We start from the raw sequence: 16795 nt of genomic DNA, 5'->3' as shown, positions 1-16795 counted from the left end.
AATCCAACTCCAGTCTTCAATTTTGTACCTAGCCATGTCCTGCAACCGTCACAAGATCCACTTCCTGCGCGAACTCATTCCCTCGTTCGAGTGCGAGCCCGGCTGCCACGACTGCTGCGGCCCGGTCACCACGTCGACAGAAGAAATGGCCCGCCTGCCGCGCAAGTCCCAGGCCGAGCAGGCAGCTGCCCTAGAGCGCCTGGACTGTGTGCACCTAGGCTCCAACGGTTGCACGGTGTATGAAGAGCGCCCGATGATCTGCCGCCTTTTTGGCACCACGCCACGCATGGCCTGCCCGCGTGGCCGTGGCCCTGAGCCGATGATCGAGCCCGCAGCCGAGCAGCTCGTGCACCAGTTCATTGCCACCACCCGCCAGGTGCTGGTCTAGCCTCAGTCCGGGATCGGCAGGCAGAGGCTTTCTTTAACCTCTTCCATCACGATGTAGCTCTTCGATTCGCGCACGTGCGGCAGCTTCAGCAGGATGTCGCCAAGCAGCTTGCGGTACGACGCCATCTCCGAAATGCGCGCCTTCACCAGGTAGTCGAAGTCACCTGACACCAGGTGGCATTCCAGCACGTGGGGCAGCTTCAACACCGCGCGGCGGAACTCCTCGAAGGTGTCGCCCGACTTGTAGTCCAGGCTGATTTCCACGAACACCAGCAGGCTGCCCTTGAGGTGCTGCGGGTTCAGGCGGGCGTTGTAGCCCATGATGATGCCCTCGCGCTCCAGACGGCGAACCCGCTCGGTGCAAGGGGTGGTGGACAGCCCAACTTTCTCGCCCAGTTCGGTGAAGGAAATACGCCCGTCATTCTGCAGGATCCGCAGGATGTTACGGTCGATCTTGTCCAGTTCACGCTTGCTCTGGTGCTGGGTTCTCATAGGGGATGCCCCTCCGTGAAAGGCGATTTTGCCGAGAATTCTCGCCAATAATAGGCTTTTATATAGTGAATTGCACTGGTCTCAAATTCCTATACTGCGCCCATTCATGCCATATCAATAAAAGTCTGCGGCGTGCCGCGTGTGAGGGATATAACGATGCGAGTTCTGGTACTTGGTAGCGGTGTAATCGGAACCGCCAGTGCCTACTACCTGGCCCGGCAAGGTTTCGAAGTGACGGTGGTTGACCGCCAGTCGGCGGTGGCCATGGAAACCAGTTTTGCCAACGCCGGCCAGATCTCGCCCGGCTATGCCTCGCCCTGGGCCGCCCCAGGCGTGCCGCTGAAGGCCATCAAGTGGCTGCTGGAGCGCCACGCTCCCCTGGCCATCAAGCTCACCGGCGACGTCGACCAGTACCTGTGGATGGCGCAGATGCTGCGCAACTGCACCGCCAGCCGTTACGCGGTGAACAAGGAGCGCATGGTGCGCCTGTCCGAGTACAGCCGCGACTGCCTGGACGAACTGCGCGCCGAAACCGGCATTGCCTATGAAAGCCGCTCTTTGGGTACCACCCAGCTGTTCCGCACCCAGGCCCAGGTGGATGCCGCGGCCAAGGACATTGCTGTGCTCGAGCAGTCTGGCGTACCTTACGAACTGCTGGACCGCGAGGGTATTGCCCGCGTCGAACCCGCCCTGGCTGGCGTGAAGGACATTCTGGCCGGCGCCCTGCGCCTGCCTAACGACCAGACCGGCGACTGCCAGATGTTCACCACCAAGCTCGCCGACATGGCCATCAAGCTGGGTGTGGAGTTCCGTTTTGGCCAGGACATCCAACGCCTGGACTTCGCGGGCGACCGCATCAATGGCGTGTGGATCGACGGCAAGCTGGAAACCGCTGACCGCTACGTGCTGGCGCTGGGCAGCTACTCGCCGCAGATGCTCAAGCCGCTGGGCATCAAGGCGCCGGTGTACCCGCTGAAGGGCTACTCGCTGACCGTACCGATCACCAACGGCGACATGGCCCCGACTTCGACCATTCTCGACGAGACCTACAAGGTCGCGATCACCCGTTTCGACAACCGTATCCGGGTTGGCGGCATGGCTGAAATTGCCGGTTTTGACCTGTCGCTGAACCCGCGTCGGCGCGAAACGCTGGAGATGATCGTCAACGACCTTTATCCTCGCGGCGGTGACCTGAGCCAGGCCAGCTTCTGGACCGGGCTGCGTCCGGCGACCCCGGACGGCACACCGATCGTTGGTGCCACGGCGTTCCGCAACCTGTTCCTGAACACCGGTCACGGTACCCTGGGCTGGACCATGGCGTGCGGCTCCGGTCGCCTGCTGGCCGACCTGATTGCGCGCAAGAAACCGCAGATCAGTGCCGAAGGCCTGGACATTTCCCGTTATGGCAACAGCCGGGAAGCGACCAAGCACGGGCAGGGCGCGCCGGTTCACCAGCAGTAATAGCCTGTACCGGCCTTTTCGCGGGCTCGCCCGCTCCCACAGGTACTGCACAGTCTTCAATACCTGTGATGCTCCTGTGGGAGCGGGCGAGCCCGCGAAGAATCCAATACCGTTTTCAACCCGAACCACCATAAGGCAGCCGCCATGCGTCCCGCCCGCGCCCTGATCGACCTCCAGGCCCTGCGCCACAACTACCGTCTGGCCCGTGAACTGACCGGTGCCAAAGCCCTCGCCGTGATCAAGGCCGACGCCTATGGCCACGGTGCCGTACGCTGCGCCCTGGCCCTGGAGGCCGAAGCCAACGGCTTTGCCGTGGCTTGCATCGAAGAGGCGCTGGAGTTGCGCGCCGCCGGTATCAAGGCCCCGGTGCTGTTGCTGGAAGGCTTCTTCGAAGCCAGCGAGCTGGCGCTGATTGCCGAGCACGACCTGTGGTGCGTGGTGCACTCGCTGTGGCAGCTGGAAGCCATCGAGAAAACCCAGCTGCATAAGCCGCTCACCGTCTGGCTGAAGCTGGACAGCGGCATGCATCGCGTCGGCCTGCACCCCAAGGACTACCACGACGCCTACCAGCGCCTGCTGGCCAGCGGCAAGGTTTCGCGCATCGTGCTGATGAGCCACTTCGCCCGCGCCGACGAACTGAATGCCGACGCTACCGCCCAGCAGATCGCCGTGTTCGAAGCCGCCCGCCAGGGCCTGGCTGCCGAGTGCAGCCTGCGCAACTCGCCCGGCGTGCTGGGCTGGCCGCAAGCGCCCGGCGATTGGGTACGCCCAGGCCTGATGCTGTACGGCGCCACGCCGTTCGAAGTGCCCCAGGCCCAGGCCGCACGCCTGCAACCGGTGATGACCCTGCAATCGCGGGTCATCAGCGTGCGCGAGCTGCCTGCCGGCGAGCCGGTGGGCTACGGCGCCAAGTTCGTCAGCCCACGGCCAACCCGTGTTGGCGTGGTCGCCATGGGCTATGCCGATGGCTACCCGCGCCAGGCACCCAACGGCACCCCGGTGCTGGTCGCCGGCCAGCGCACTCAGCTGATCGGCCGGGTGTCGATGGACATGCTCAACATCGACCTGACCGACGTGCCGCAAGCCACCGTCGGCAGCCCGGTCGAATTGTGGGGCAAGCAGGTGCTGGCCAGCGAAGTGGCCGCACACGCGGGCACTATTCCTTACCAGATCTTCTGCAACCTGAAGCGGGTACCGCGGGACTACATCGGCGAATGACACGCTGAAGCGGACAGGTTGAGGGGCGGTGTGTTGTAAATACTGAACGGCATTGCCATGATATCGTTCACATCCACCCCCCTTTCCACCGTTTCAGGAGGCTCCAGCTTTGGACGTCGGCGAACGACTGCAAGCCATCCGCAAGCTCAAGGGCCTGTCCCAGCGCGAACTCGCCAAGCGTGCCGGTGTGACCAACAGCACCATCTCGATGATCGAGAAGAACAGCGTGAGCCCCTCCATCAGTTCGCTGCGCAAGGTGCTGAGCGGCATTCCCATGTCGATGGTCGAGTTCTTTTCGGTCGAGCTGGAACCTGAAAGCCCCACTCAGATCGTCTACAAGGCCCACGAGCTGATTGATATCTCGGATGGCGCGGTGACCATGAAGCTGGTCGGCAAGTCGCACCCCAACCGTGCCATCGCGTTTCTCACCGAGGTGTATCCGCCAGGTGCCGACACCGGTGCCGAGATGCTCACCCATGACGGCGAGGAAACCGGCATCCTGCTCGAAGGGCGGCTGGAGCTGGTGGTCGGCAACGAGATCTTCATCCTGGAAGAAGGCGACAGCTACTACTTCGAAAGCACGCGTCCGCACCGCTTTCGCAACCCTTTCAACCAGCCTGCGCGCCTGATCAGTGCGGCGACGCCTTCAAACTTTTGATCCAGCGCAGTGCATTGATTCGGCAATACCCCTTTCCCGTGTAGGGTCGTTTCACGGCCTCTGGGTTCCCGCTATACTTTTCAACGCTCGCCGTTCCGTGGCCGCGAGCGTGATTAGCCACCATGAGGGTGTTCGCGTGAACCAAATCAAGAAGATGCTGGCCGTACCAGCAGCCGTATTCGCCCTCTGGGCAATGAGCGCAACCGCTGCGACCAATGACGACATTGCCAAACGCCTGGAGCCGGTTGGCCAGGTGTGCGTCCAGGGCCAGGAATGCAAAGGCATGGAAGTGGCTGTTGCAGCGGGAGGCGGGGGTGCCAAGACCCCAGATGAGATCATCGCCAAGCACTGCAATGCCTGCCATGGCACCGGGCTGCTTGGTGCGCCTAAAGTGGGCGATACCGCCGCGTGGAAAGAACGCGCCGACCACCAGGGCGGCCTGGATGGCATCCTGGCCAAGGCCATTACCGGCATCAACGCCATGCCGCCCAAAGGCACCTGCGCGGACTGCTCGGATGACGACCTGAAAGGGGCGATCAAGAAGATGTCCGGGCTGTAAGACACAGCTGAATTGCATCAGGCCCGCCGTTGATGGCGGGCTTTGTTTTTGTGGTGCCTGTGCTGGCCCTTTCGCGGGCACGCCCGCTCCCACAAGTCCCCCACAGAACCTGAGGATTGTGGTTATCCTGTGGGAGCGGGCGTGCCCGCGAAAGGGCCAGCACAGGCAACCAACCCGCCAGTGCCATGTCCAACCCCTGAACCCATGGATGTCTCAGGAGGCCCCGATGCACCTCTGCTCCATCGACCAGGCTGTCGAGCAGGTCTTGTCCCGGCTGCCAGCCCATATCCACATGGGCCTGCCTTTGGGCCTGGGCAAGCCTAATGCTTTCGTGAACGCCCTGTACGCCCGGGTGCGCGAGCTGCCCGAGCGGCGGCTGACTATCTACACGGCGCTGTCCCTCGGCCGCCCACCATTGGGCGACGGCCTGCAGCGGCGCTTTCTCGAACCCTTCGTCGAGCGCGTCTTCGCCGACTACGAAGAGCTCGACTACCTTGCCGACCTGCGCAATGACAGCCTGCCGCCGAACATCCGCGTCGAGCAGTTTTTCATGCAGCCCGGCAGCCTGCTGCACAGCGAGGCTGCCCAGCAGGATTACATCAGCAGCAACTACAGCCACGCCGCACGCGACATCAACGCCAAGGGCCTGAACCTGGTCGCGCAACTGGTGGCCGCCACACCTGAAAGGCCTGTTCACCTGAGCCTTGCCTGCAACCCCGACATCACCCTCGACCTGCTGCCGATGATCGCCAAGCGCCGCGCGGCCGGCGAGACCATCCTCATGCTCGGCCAGGTGCACGCCGAACTGCCCTACATGCCCGGCGATGCGGAACTGCCCATCGATGCGTTCGACCTGTTGATCGACGAGGCCGAGCAACGTCGCCTGTTCTCCACACCGAACATGCCGGTGGGCACCCAGGACCACTGCATCGGCTTGCACGCCAGCACACTGGTACGCGATGGCGGCACCCTGCAGATCGGCATCGGTGCAATGGGCGATGCAGTTGCCGCCGCGTTGCTGGCCCGCCAGGGTGACAACGCAGGCTACCGCGCCTTGCTCGACGAGCTGGATACGGGCCCGTGGCATGCGCTGATCGAGCGCGAAGGGGGGCTGGGGACGTTTGCCCAAGGCCTGTACGGCTGCAGCGAGATGTTCGTCAATGGCCTGCTGGTACTGGCCGAAGCAGGCCTGCTGCGGCGCCCGGCCGATGACGAAGGGCCAGTGGTGCATGGCGGTTTTTTCCTTGGCCCGCAGGCGTTCTACCAGCGGTTGAGGGAGATGCCACTCGAACAGCGCGCGCGGTTTGCCATGACCCGTATCAGCTTCATCAACGAGCTGTACGGGCAGGAAGAACTCAAGCGACGTCAGCGCCGCGATGCGCGCTTCATCAACACGGCATTCGCCATGACCTTGCTCGGCGCCGGGGTGGCCGATCAGCTGGAAGACGGCCGCGTGCTCAGTGGCGTGGGCGGGCAGTACAACTTCGTCGCCCAAGGCCATGCGCTAGAGGGAGGGCGCTCGATTCTGCTGCTGCGCAGCTGGCGCGAGGCAGGCGGGGAGGTGACTTCAAACCTGTTCTGGACGTATGGCCACTGCACCATACCCCGGCACCTGCGCGATATCGTGGTGACCGAATACGGCATTGCCGACTTGCGTGGGCAGACCGACAGCGAGGTGATTGCGCGGTTGCTGGCGGTGAGCGATTCGCGTTTCCAGCAGGGGCTCATCGAGCAGGCAAAAGAGGCCGGCAAGCTGCCCAAGGATTTTGAGCTGGACGCTCGCTTTACTGACAATACGCCGCAGCGGTTGGAGGCAATCAGGGTGCGGCATGCGCGGCTGTTCCCGGAGTATCCGATGGGGACGGACTTCACGGCTGAAGAGCGCGACCTGTTGCGGGCGCTGAACTGGTTGAAGAGCAAGTTCAAGCTGAGCGAGGTGCTGGAGCTGGGCAAGGCAGCGTTGGATGCGCCGGGGCCGGAGGGGTATCAAGGGCACCTGGGGCGGATGGGGCTGGCCGCTCCGCAGGGATTGAAGGAAGAGCTGTATCAGCGGCTTTTGCTGGCAGGGTTGGCGGCGACCTGAAAATTGCCGGGGCTACTTTGCAGCCCATCGCCGGCAAGCCAGCTCCCACAGGAGTTTCACAGAGGCCGAGCCTTGTGCAGTACCTGTGGGAGCTGGCTTGCCGGCGATGGGGCCGGTACAGGCTTACTCGATGAAGCTGACCACACCGCCTTCCAGCGACTTCACCCGGGCCAGCGATTCAACGCGGTAGCCCTGGCTGTCCAGCTCGGCACGGCCGCCCTGGAACGACTTCTCGATCACGATACCCAGGCCAGCCACGGTGGCACCGGCTTGCTTGATGATCGAGATCAGCGCTTGCGACGCCTTGCCGTTGGCCAGGAAGTCGTCGATCACCAGCACGCGGTCGCTGCTGTTGAGGTGGCGTGGCGAAATGGCCACGGTGTTCTCGGTCTGCTTGGTGAAGGAGTACACCGAGGCAGTCAGCAGGTTCTCGGTCAGGGTCAGCGACTGGTGCTTGCGCGCAAAGATCACCGGTACGCCCAGTTTCAGGCCAGTCATCACGGCCGGGGCAATGCCCGAGGCTTCGATGGTGACAATCTTGGTCACGCCGGCATCGGCGAACAGGCGGGCGAACTCGTCACCGATCAGCTGCATCAGCGCCGGGTCGATCTGGTGGTTGAGAAACGCGTCGACTTTGAGAACCTGGTCGGAAAGCACGATGCCTTCTTCGCGAATCTTCTGATGCAGTGCTTCCACTTTGTTTTCCTCGATGTAGCAAAGGTGGCCGCAAATAGCGGCAAAGTTTAAGAGTAATGGTTGATCAGCGTTTGAGCATTGCCCGGATATCGGCCAGGGCGTTGTTGCCGCGTGCGGCCTTTACCTCGACCGGCGCATCGTCCAGGCCCTCCCAGGCCAGGTCGTCCGGAGGCAGTTCGTCAAGGAACCGGCTGGGCGTGCAGTCGATGATTTCACCGTACTGCTTGCGCTTGGCAGCGAAGGTGAAGGCCAGGGTCTGGCGCGCGCGGGTGATGCCCACGTAGGCCAGGCGGCGCTCCTCTTCGATGGTGTCGGCCTCGATGCTGGAGCGATGCGGGAGGATTTCCTCTTCCATGCCCATGATGAACACGTAGGGGAACTCCAGGCCCTTGGAGGCGTGCAGGGTCATCATCTGCACACCTTCGGCGTTCTCTTCTTCTTCCTGCTGGCGCTCGAGCATGTCGCGCAACACCAGCTTGCCGATGGCGTCCTCGATGGTCATGTCGCCCTCTTCGTCCTTCTCGAGGGTGTTTTTCAGCGCTTCGACCAGGAACCAGACGTTGCTGATCCGGAAGTCCGCCGCCTTGTCGCTGGCGGTCTGCTGGCGGATCCAGTTCTCGTAGTCGATATCGCGGATCATCTCGTGCAGCGCGGCAATCGGGTCTTCCAGTGCTACCTTGTGGCGTACCCCGTCGAGCCAGTGCTTGAAGCGCTGCAAACGCTCGGTGTAGCGGGCGTCCAGGTGCTCACCCAGGCCCAGCTCCTCGCTGGCGGCGTACATAGAAATGCCGCGCTCGGTGGAATAGTTGCCGAGCTTTTCCAGGGTGGTGGAGCCGATTTCGCGGCGCGGTACGTTGATTACCCGCAGGTAGGCGTTGTCATCGTCCGGGTTCACCAACAGGCGCAGGTAGGCCATCAGGTCCTTGACCTCCTGGCGGCCGAAGAAGCTGTTGCCGCCCGACAGGCGATACGGCACCTGGTGGTGCTGCAGCTTCAGTTCGATCAGCTTGGCCTGGTAGTTTCCGCGGTAGAGGATGGCGAAATCGCTGTACGGGCGGTTGGTGCGCAGGTGCAAGGTGAGGATTTCCATGGCCACGCGTTCGGCCTCGGCTTCCTCGTTCTTGCAGCGGATGACGCGGATCTCGTCGCCCACGCCCATCTCGCTCCACAGCTGTTTCTCGAACGCGTGCGGGTTGTTGGCGATCAACACGTTGGCACAGCGCAGGATGCGGCTGGTGGAGCGGTAGTTCTGCTCGAGCATGACGATCTTCAGGGAAGGGTAGTCCTCCTTGAGCAGCATCAGGTTCTCGGGGCGGGCACCGCGCCAGGCATAGATCGACTGGTCGTCGTCGCCCACCACGGTGAACTGGTTGCGCATGCCGATCAGCATTTTCACCAGCAGGTACTGGCTGGCGTTGGTGTCCTGGTATTCGTCCACCAGCAGGTAGCGCACGCGGTTCTGCCAGCGCTCCAGTACCTCGGGGTGCTCCTGGAACAGTTTGACCGGCTGCAGGATCAGGTCGTCGAAGTCCACCGCGTTAAACGCCTTGAGCGTGCGCTGGTAGTGGGTGTAGACGATGGCGGCGGTCTGCTCGCGCGGGTTGCGCGCCTTTTCCAGGGCCTCGGGTGGCAGGACCAGGTCGTTCTTCCAGGCACCGATCATGTTCTTGATCTCGTCGATGCCGTCGTCGCCGGAGTATTCCTTCTGCATGATGTCCGACAGCAACGCCTTGATGTCGGACTCGTCGAAGATCGAGAAGCCTGGCTTGTAGCCCAGCTTGTCGTGCTCCTTGCGGATGATGTTCAGGCCCAGGTTGTGGAAGGTACACACCGTCAGGCCACGGCCTTCCCCCGGGCGCAGCAGGGTGGCGACCCGCTCCTTCATCTCGCGTGCGGCCTTGTTGGTGAAGGTCATCGCCACGATGTACTGGGCACGGATGCCGCAGTTCTGAATGAGGTGGGCAATCTTGCGCGTGATCACGCTGGTCTTGCCCGAACCTGCACCGGCGAGCACCAAAAGAGGGCCGCCGACGTAGTCACGGGCTTCTTGCTGCCTGGGATTGAGTCGGGACATGCTAGAAACCGGGGGTCGCCAGAAAATAGCCGCGCATTCTAACAGGCATGGGGCGGTTGTGGCGCGACCGTCTGACGTCTGAGTCAGACTTTTGTCCGCCTCATTATTAGCGCCACTAATGCTAGCAACTGAAAAAATCATATTTGCCGGCTCGTCTGGTTTCGAGCACGATGCACGACAAAATACGTCGGGATGCTACGGCCGCAAATGCATGTATAAAAGTGAAAATCATTTTCATTAATGCAGTAGCATACTGGCAGTTATCGTTGCACCGTGAAGTCCTAAGGAGCCCGCTTGTCCACGCCTGTCGAACCTTTGCGTTTGCTGCTGTTGGCTGATGAGCCGCAATGGGCCGCCTTGTTGCACGCCTGCATACCTGCCCTTAACGGCAGTGCCGTGCTGCTGACCGCGCCTGACTGGGACTCGGTCGATAGCCTGTTCAGCCATGATCGCCAGGCCGTGGTGCTGGCAACCCCGGCCCTGCAGCCGGTGCCTGGGCGCTGCGAGCTGCCGACCATCCTGCTGCTCGAGCACGAGCCCGAGGTGGCGCCCAGCGCCGTCAGCGACTGGCTGGTACGCGACCAGCTCAATGCCGACACCCTGCGCCGCTCGCTGCGCCATGTGCGCGAACGCGGGGTGCTGGTGGCCACCTTGCAGCGCCTGGCCGAACAGGACCCACTGACCGGCATCGCCAACCGCCAGGGCTTCCAGGCCTTGCTGACCGCGCGCCTGGCCGAGAACGAGGGCCGTGGCATTGCCTTGGGCCACCTGGACCTGGACAACTTTCGCCACGTCAACGATGCGCTGGGCCACCAGAGCGGCGACCGCCTGATCCTGCAGGTGGTGGCGCGGCTGCAAAACCAGCTCGAAGCAGGCGACCAGCTGGCTCGCCTGGGCAGCGACGAGTTCGCCTTGCTGATCGACACCCGCCGTGACGCCAACCGCGCTGAATGGATTGCCGAGCGCATCGTCGAGGCCCTGGCCGAACCCTACTGGATCGACGGCGAAAGCCTGCTGCTGGGTTGCAGCCTGGGCCTGGCCCATGCCCGCGCGCAGAGCGGTGCCGACCCGCTGATGTGGCATGCGCACATTGCCATGCGCCAGGCCAAGGGCAGCCAGGGCTGCACCTTCCATGTGTTCAATGAACGCATCAATCGCAACGCCCGCAGCCTTGCTGACCTGGAAAGCGAGCTGCGCCGCGCGCTGCGCCGTGACGAGCTGGAGCTGCACTACCAGCCGCGGCTCGACCTGGCCGACGGGCGCATTGTCGGCCTGGAGGCGCTGGTGCGCTGGCGCCATGCCGAACGCGGGCTGTTACCGCCCAGCGAATTCGTGCCCCTGGCCGAGCAGAGCGGCCTGATCGTGCCGTTGGGCTACTGGGTCATCTCCCGTGCCTTGCGCGACATGCAGGCGCTGTGTGAGCGCGGGCTGGAGCCGCTGCACATGGCCGTAAACCTGAGTTTTCGGCAGTTCCAGGACAGCCAGCTGCTGGCCACCCTGAGCCGCCTGATCCTTGAGCATGGCGTGGACGCCCGCTGGTTGGAGTTCGAACTGACCGAGACGGCGGTGATGCGCCGCAACGAGGTGGTGCGCCAGACCATGGACGCCCTCGGCCGCTTGGGCGTGCGCTTCTCGCTCGACGATTTTGGCACAGGGTTCTCTTCGTTCGTGCACCTCAACAGCCTGCCGATCACCTTGCTAAAGGTGGACCGCAGCTTTGTAGCAGAAATGGAAATGCGCGAGGAGAACCGCAAGCTGGTGCACGCCATGATCAACCTGGCGCACAACCTCAACCTCGAAGTGGTGGCCGAGGGAGTGGAGAGCGAAGAGCAGCTGGCGTTGTTGCGTGGGTTTGGCTGTGACCAGGTGCAGGGCTTTTTGGTCAGCAAGCCGCTGCCGGTCGGGGAGCTGATCGATTTTTTGCTGAAGGTGCCTGGCTGTCAGTTGGATGCTGTCCTTTAGGGCCCTTTCGCGGGCACGCCCGCTCCCACAGGGACCGCGCAATCCTGTGGGAGCGGGCGTGCCCGCGAAGAGGCCCTGAAGTCAGGCGGAAGCAGCAGCCCCTGCGCGCGCCACCGCCTTTCTCAAAAGCCGCTTCATCCGCCACTCAAAGCCAAAGGTCAGCGCCACCGCCGCACACGCCAGCCCCAGCGCCAGCCCCCACCAGATCCCCACTGCACCACCGCCCAGGGTAAAGGTGAACAACCAGGCGCTCGGCGCCCCCACCAGCCAGTAGCACACCAGCCCGATCAGGAAGGTGGTCTTGGCATCCTTCAGCCCACGGATCGAGCCCATGGCAATGGTCTGCATGCCATCGAACAGCTCGAACCACGCCGCCACCATCAACAACTGCACGGCCACCTGGAAGATCGCGGCAAAGGCCGGGTCATTGCGGTCGATGAACAGCCCCACCAGCGCTTCGGGCAGCAGCAGGAACAGCGCGGCGAAGGCGAACATGATCATCGCCCCGAAGCCGATGCCCACGCGCCCGGCACTGCGCGCCGCCAGCAGGTTGCCAGCGCCGTAGTACAAGCCCACGCGCATGGTCACCGCATAGGACAAGCCCGTCGGCACCATGAACGCCGTGGACACGATCTGCAGGGCGATCTGGTGTGCCGCCAGTTCGGTGCTGCCCAGTACCCCCATGCACAGCGCAGCGAAGGCGAACAGGCCCACTTCCACCATGTAGGTACCACCAATTGGCAGGCCCAGCCGCCACAGCTCGCGCAGGGCTGGCAGCGACGGGCGTGACAGGCCCTTGCGCAGCGGGTAGGCGGCGTAGGCCGAATGCCAGCGGATGTACAAAGCAAGGGCGATGGCCATGCCCAGCGATACCACTGCGGTGACCAGGCCGATGCCCATCAGGCCTAGCTTTGGCAGGCCGAACATGCCTTCGATCAACGCCACGTTGAACAGGTAGTTGAGCACCGTGCCGACCACGCTGATCACCATCACCGGGGTCGAGCGGCCCAGCGCGCTGGTAAAGCCACGCAAGGCCATGAAGGTCAGGTAGCTGGGCAGCGCCAGCGGCAGCAGGGTGAGGAATTCGGCGGCCGAGGCAACGTTTTCGGGCTGTTGCCCGAACAGCAGCAGTACCGGCTCAAGATTCCACAGGGCCAGCGCGGCGATCAGCGCCAGGCCCCAGGCCAGCCACACGCCGTTCTGTGCCAGGCGGGTGGCACCTTCGATGTCGTTGGCGCCCTTGCGGATCGCCACCAAGGTGCCGACCGCAGCGATCACGCCCAGGCAAAAGATCGACACGAACGAGTAGCTCGCCGCGCCCAGGCCGCCACCGGCCAGCGCTTGCGGGCTGATACGGGCCATCATCAGCGTGTCGGTCAGCACCATCAGCATGTGCGCCAACTGCGAGGCGATCAGCGGCCCGGCCAGGCGCAGCAAAGCCTTGAGTTCTGTGGTGGGCGCGACATGCATGGGGTGGTCCTTTTTCCTGGGGAAAACAACGAAGGGCGATTCTGAGGCTTCGGTCAACTTTGCACAAAAGGATAAAAGCGATCCTTGGCATGAGTCTAACTCATGTATATATGCTCATTGATGATTCGCTCCACAGTCCCGTATGGCAGGTGCCTCATGTCCCGACAGCTCCCTCCGTTGTATGCCCTGCGCGCATTCGAAGCTGCTGCACGGCTTTGCTCGTTCACCCGTGCGGGCGAAGAGCTGTCGATTACCCAAAGTGCTGTCAGCCGGCATATCCGTACGTTGGAAGAGCACTTTGCCTGCCGCCTGTTCGTGCGCAGTGGCCGCAGCCTGCAGTTGACCGAAGCGGCGCGGGTGCTGTTGCCCGGGGTGCGCGAAGGCTTCGCGGCGCTGGAGCGGGCCTGCGATAACTTGCGCGGCGAAGATGACATCTTGCGCATGAAAGCCCCATCGACCCTGACCATGCGCTGGTTGCTGGCGTGCCTTAGCCGGTTCCGCCACCTGCAACCGGGCAACGAAGTGCAGCTGACCAGCGCATGGATGGACGTCGACCATGTGGACTTCAACCAGGAACCGTTCGATTGCGCAGTGTTGCTCAGCGACGGCGTGTTCCCGGCGGAGTGGGAGGTGCGCAAGCTGTTTCCGGAGTTGCTGATCCCGGTCGGTGCGCCGGACCTGCTCGACGAAGAGCCTTGGGACGTGGGCCGGCTAGCCTCTATCGAACTGCTGCACCCCACGGTGGACAAGCGTGACTGGCGGGAATGGCTGGAGCGCATGGGGCTTGGCGACAAGGTTTCGCTCAAGGGCGGTCAGGTGTTCGACACCCTGGAGCTGGGCATGATTGCCGCTGCACGGGGCTACGGGATTTCCATGGGTGATTTGCTGATGGTGGCCGAAGATGTGGCGCAGGGGCGGTTGAGCCTGCCTTGGCCGACAGCAGTGCCCAGTGGGATGGACTACTACCTGGTATGGCCGCGCACCCGGCCGGGTGGCGAACGGTTGCGGCGCTTGAGTGATTTTCTGGCAGACGAGGTGGCGGCGATGGATTTGCCGGATGTGGAAATCCTGCCGCCTCTGGTTTGAACCTCTGGGGCTGCGTCGCGAAAGGGCCGCAAAGCGGCCCCCGGCAATCCAAAGCCTTACATCGATCCCAGGTTCAACGCCTGTGCACAGGCCTGCAGCGAGCGGCGCTCGCTTTGCGCATACAGTGCCAGCTCATCCTGCACTTGCAGCCCCAACGCCGCTTCGAACGCATCGCGGTTGGCATTACTGCCGTATTCGGCCTGTGCATCGTCGCCCAGGTTGGACTGGAAGATCCCCGCCGCACTTACCGGCAGGAAGTCCTCGTACACCAGCGCCTCGAAATGCACATGGCCAGCGTCGATCAGCCCTTGCAGGGTGGTCGGGCGGCCCTCCTGGTCACGCGCAGCCAGGCCTTTCTCAGTGGCAAAGTAGCGGAAGTACGCCAGGCCCTGTTCACGCATCTGCGCCAGGTCATCCGGGAATTCGGCAAAGGTATCTTTGAGCAAGGTCATGTAGCGCTCGGCATTGGCTTCGGCCGGTGCGCCACCCAGGGCGGCGCGGGTGGCGTCGAGCAGCTTGTCGTACAGCTGGCGGCCTTTCGGCGTCAGGGCCGCGCCACGTTGCTCGATCTCGCCAAAGCGCGCGGTGTGGCTGCCTTCGCTACCCTGCTGGTCGCTGAACGCGACCTTTTCCTGCAAGGCCTTGAAGCTGGTCTGGCGCAGCAGGATCGGATGGCGGCGGGTGGGCGGGCCTTCGACCACGGCCTTCGGCGGGATGCCCTTGGCCGGCATGCCGAGCTGGATCGCATCGATGTCCAGGGTGCGTGGGGTCAGGTGGTTGATGTGTGGGCCCTTGAAGGCCACCACATCGGCAATCAGGCGGTGCTGGTCGTGCAGTTGCTGGTACTGCTCGGCGGTCACGGTGGCGTCATGGTGCCAGCGGAAGGTGTGCAGCGCTTCCTGCACGAACGCTTCGGCATCCGCTGCGTTCAGGCCGCCATCGCGCTCGCACTGGGCGATCAGTTCCAAGGCGCGGGTGGTGAAGATCTGGCGCTTGGCCAGGATGCTCTGTGCCAGCTCACGCAGCTGCGGGTTGTCGATCAGCTCCAGGCGCAGCAGCGAGGTGAACACACGGAACGGGCTGACGTGCAGTGACTGCTCGTGTACCGCGCGAAAAGCGGTGGAGTGCACCGGCACGCCAGCGGAGCTGAGGTCGTAGTAGCCGACCGGCTGCATGCCCATGACGGCAAACAGGCGGGCGATGGTGGCCAGTTCTTCGGCGGTGCCGACGCGGATGGCGCCGTGGCGTTCGTGGTCCAGGCGCTCGATTTCGCCGGTCCAGCGCAGGGCTTCGGCAACCTTGGGCTGCTGGACCATGACCTGCTGGTTGATTTCGCTCACCAGCTCCAGCAGCGTGCCGTACAGCGGCACTTCCTGTTTGTACATGAGCGACATGGCGGCAGAGAACTGCGCGCGAATGCTGTCTGGGCTGACGAAATCGTGGGCGGGCATCGCTAGCTTCCTGGTTGGGTTCGGACGCTTACATGAAAGCTGGGAATGCACTTGGCTCACAAGCGAAAAAAAGTGAGTGTGTCATTCCTTTTTTGATCGACCTTCAGGGCCATTGGGGCTGCTTTGCAGCCCATTCGCGGCACAAGGCCGCTCCTACAGGGGACCGCGTTGCTGTTGAGCGGCCTTGTGCCCTGGCAATCTCAAGGCTGAAGCTGCTCGTGAATCCACTCCACCAAAGCCCGCACCTTGGGCACCTCCGCCGCATGCTCGGCATACGCCAGGTAATGCGCCCCGGCACTGCGCATCGCATGGTTCCACGGCACCACAAGGCTCCCTTCCGCCAGTTCCTTCGCCGCCAGGTAACGCGGCACCAGCGCCACCCCGCAACCGGCCTGTGCAGCGCTCAACGCCATATAGAACGTATCGAAACGAGGCCCGTGGTAGGCGCTGACGCTCTGCAACCCCAACTCCAGGAACCACTCATGCCAGGCCTCCGGCCGCGAAGTGCTTTGCAACAGCACCAGGTCGGCCAGTTCTGCAGCATCGCCCAGCGTGCGCCCGGCCAGCAGCTCTGGCGCACACACCGGCACCACTTCCTCACGGAACAGCTCCACGCAAGTGGCCCCCGGCCACGTGCCCTGGCCATAGAAGAACACCACGTCCGCCGAGCCCTGCAGCAGGGCGAACGGCTCCATCTCGTTGCGTATGTCCAGGTGGATGTTGGTGTGGCGTTTGCCAAAACCCTTGAGGTGCGGGATCAACCAGCGCACGCCAAAACTGGGTTGAGTGGCTACCTTCAATATCTCGGTCTGCTCGCCGTAGGTGAGCACGTAGCGGCTGGACATATCCACTTGGGTGAGGATCTTGTTGACCTCGGCCAAGTACAGGCTGCCGGCGGGGGTCAGTTGCAAGCGCCGCCGGATGCGCAGGAAAAGGTGGTGGCGCAGCATGTCTTCAAGCTGCGCCACCTGCTTGCTGACGGCGCTCTGGGTCAGGTGCAGTTCTTCGGCGGCACGGGTAAAGCTCAAATGGCGGGCTGCAGCCTCAAAGCACTGCAGGGCGGTCATGGAAGGCACCAGGCGTTTGGACATAGCGGTCTCTGCGGCTCAAATCATTACCTGACGGAATGATATGCGGAATAAAGGTCGTTTGTTGTACCTATGTGATCGGATTAATACTGATCCACATCATTTTTCCA

General features: G+C 63.2%; 14 protein-coding genes. 8 read left to right on the top strand and 6 right to left on the bottom strand.

What is annotated here, in order from left to right; all coding sequences use genetic code 11:
• The first annotated feature begins 34 nt into the window (after positions 1-34).
• The gene (locus SB756_RS21460; RefSeq protein ID WP_341797118.1) at positions 35-388 is read left to right on the top strand and encodes a YkgJ family cysteine cluster protein; all 354 of its coding nucleotides are present in this window, start codon (positions 35-37) and stop codon (positions 386-388) included.
• Positions 389-390: 2 nt separating this feature from the next.
• Here the strand turns inward: SB756_RS21460 and dadR are convergent, their stop codons facing one another.
• Complete coding sequence (dadR, locus tag SB756_RS21455; RefSeq protein WP_003258963.1) at positions 391-879, bottom strand: transcriptional regulator DadR; 489 nt, start codon at positions 877-879, stop codon at positions 391-393.
• Between the two features lie 156 nt (positions 880-1035).
• Between dadR and dadA the strand changes: the two genes are divergently transcribed.
• The 5 genes from dadA to SB756_RS21430 all read left to right on the top strand — a co-directional run bounded on the left by dadA (position 1036) and on the right by SB756_RS21430 (position 6858).
• Positions 1036-2340, top strand: coding sequence for a D-amino acid dehydrogenase (gene dadA, locus SB756_RS21450; RefSeq protein WP_410911800.1), 1305 nt, complete (start codon positions 1036-1038; stop codon positions 2338-2340).
• Positions 2341-2484: 144 nt separating this feature from the next.
• Complete coding sequence (alr, locus tag SB756_RS21445; protein ID WP_410911798.1) at positions 2485-3558, top strand: alanine racemase; 1074 nt, start codon at positions 2485-2487, stop codon at positions 3556-3558.
• 109 nt (positions 3559-3667) lie between these two features.
• Positions 3668-4216: a cupin domain-containing protein gene (locus SB756_RS21440; RefSeq protein WP_016489803.1), complete on the top strand. Its 549-nt coding sequence runs from the start codon at positions 3668-3670 to the stop codon at positions 4214-4216.
• A gap of 154 nt (positions 4217-4370) precedes the next feature.
• The gene (locus tag SB756_RS21435) at positions 4371-4775 is read left to right on the top strand and encodes a c-type cytochrome (RefSeq protein WP_033692624.1); all 405 of its coding nucleotides are present in this window, start codon (positions 4371-4373) and stop codon (positions 4773-4775) included.
• Between the two features lie 226 nt (positions 4776-5001).
• Positions 5002-6858, top strand: coding sequence for an acetyl-CoA hydrolase/transferase C-terminal domain-containing protein (locus tag SB756_RS21430; RefSeq protein ID WP_341797116.1), 1857 nt, complete (start codon positions 5002-5004; stop codon positions 6856-6858).
• Between the two features lie 123 nt (positions 6859-6981).
• Here SB756_RS21430 and SB756_RS21425 read toward each other — a convergent pair whose 3' ends face one another.
• The gene (locus SB756_RS21425; protein ID WP_003253535.1) at positions 6982-7554 is read right to left on the bottom strand and encodes a xanthine phosphoribosyltransferase; all 573 of its coding nucleotides are present in this window, start codon (positions 7552-7554) and stop codon (positions 6982-6984) included.
• Between the two features lie 64 nt (positions 7555-7618).
• Positions 7619-9628 (bottom strand): DNA helicase Rep, encoded by a 2010-nt coding sequence (rep, locus tag SB756_RS21420; protein WP_341797115.1) that lies wholly within the window; start codon positions 9626-9628, stop codon positions 7619-7621.
• Positions 9629-10030: 402 nt separating this feature from the next.
• On the opposite strand from rep, the gene SB756_RS21415 reads away from it, so the two are divergent.
• Positions 10031-11590 (top strand): putative bifunctional diguanylate cyclase/phosphodiesterase, encoded by a 1560-nt coding sequence (locus SB756_RS21415; RefSeq protein ID WP_410911926.1) that lies wholly within the window; start codon positions 10031-10033, stop codon positions 11588-11590.
• Between the two features lie 81 nt (positions 11591-11671).
• Here SB756_RS21415 and SB756_RS21410 read toward each other — a convergent pair whose 3' ends face one another.
• Complete coding sequence (locus tag SB756_RS21410) at positions 11672-13060, bottom strand: NorM family multidrug efflux MATE transporter (RefSeq protein ID WP_016502208.1); 1389 nt, start codon at positions 13058-13060, stop codon at positions 11672-11674.
• A 156-nt stretch (positions 13061-13216) separates the two neighbouring features.
• On the opposite strand from SB756_RS21410, the gene SB756_RS21405 reads away from it, so the two are divergent.
• On the top strand, positions 13217-14146 hold the full coding sequence (locus tag SB756_RS21405) for a LysR substrate-binding domain-containing protein (protein WP_341797113.1): 930 nt from the start codon (positions 13217-13219) through the stop codon (positions 14144-14146).
• 56 nt (positions 14147-14202) lie between these two features.
• Here SB756_RS21405 and SB756_RS21400 read toward each other — a convergent pair whose 3' ends face one another.
• Positions 14203-15597: a VOC family protein gene (locus SB756_RS21400; protein WP_410911795.1), complete on the bottom strand. Its 1395-nt coding sequence runs from the start codon at positions 15595-15597 to the stop codon at positions 14203-14205.
• A gap of 200 nt (positions 15598-15797) precedes the next feature.
• Complete coding sequence (locus SB756_RS21395; RefSeq protein ID WP_341797111.1) at positions 15798-16688, bottom strand: LysR family transcriptional regulator; 891 nt, start codon at positions 16686-16688, stop codon at positions 15798-15800.
• Positions 16689-16795 lie beyond the last annotated feature (107 nt).

Source organism: Pseudomonas sp. SIMBA_068 (assembly GCF_046534705.1).
GTDB lineage: Bacteria > Pseudomonadota > Gammaproteobacteria > Pseudomonadales > Pseudomonadaceae > Aquipseudomonas > Aquipseudomonas putida.
This window is presented reverse-complemented; position numbering and strand designations above follow the sequence as displayed.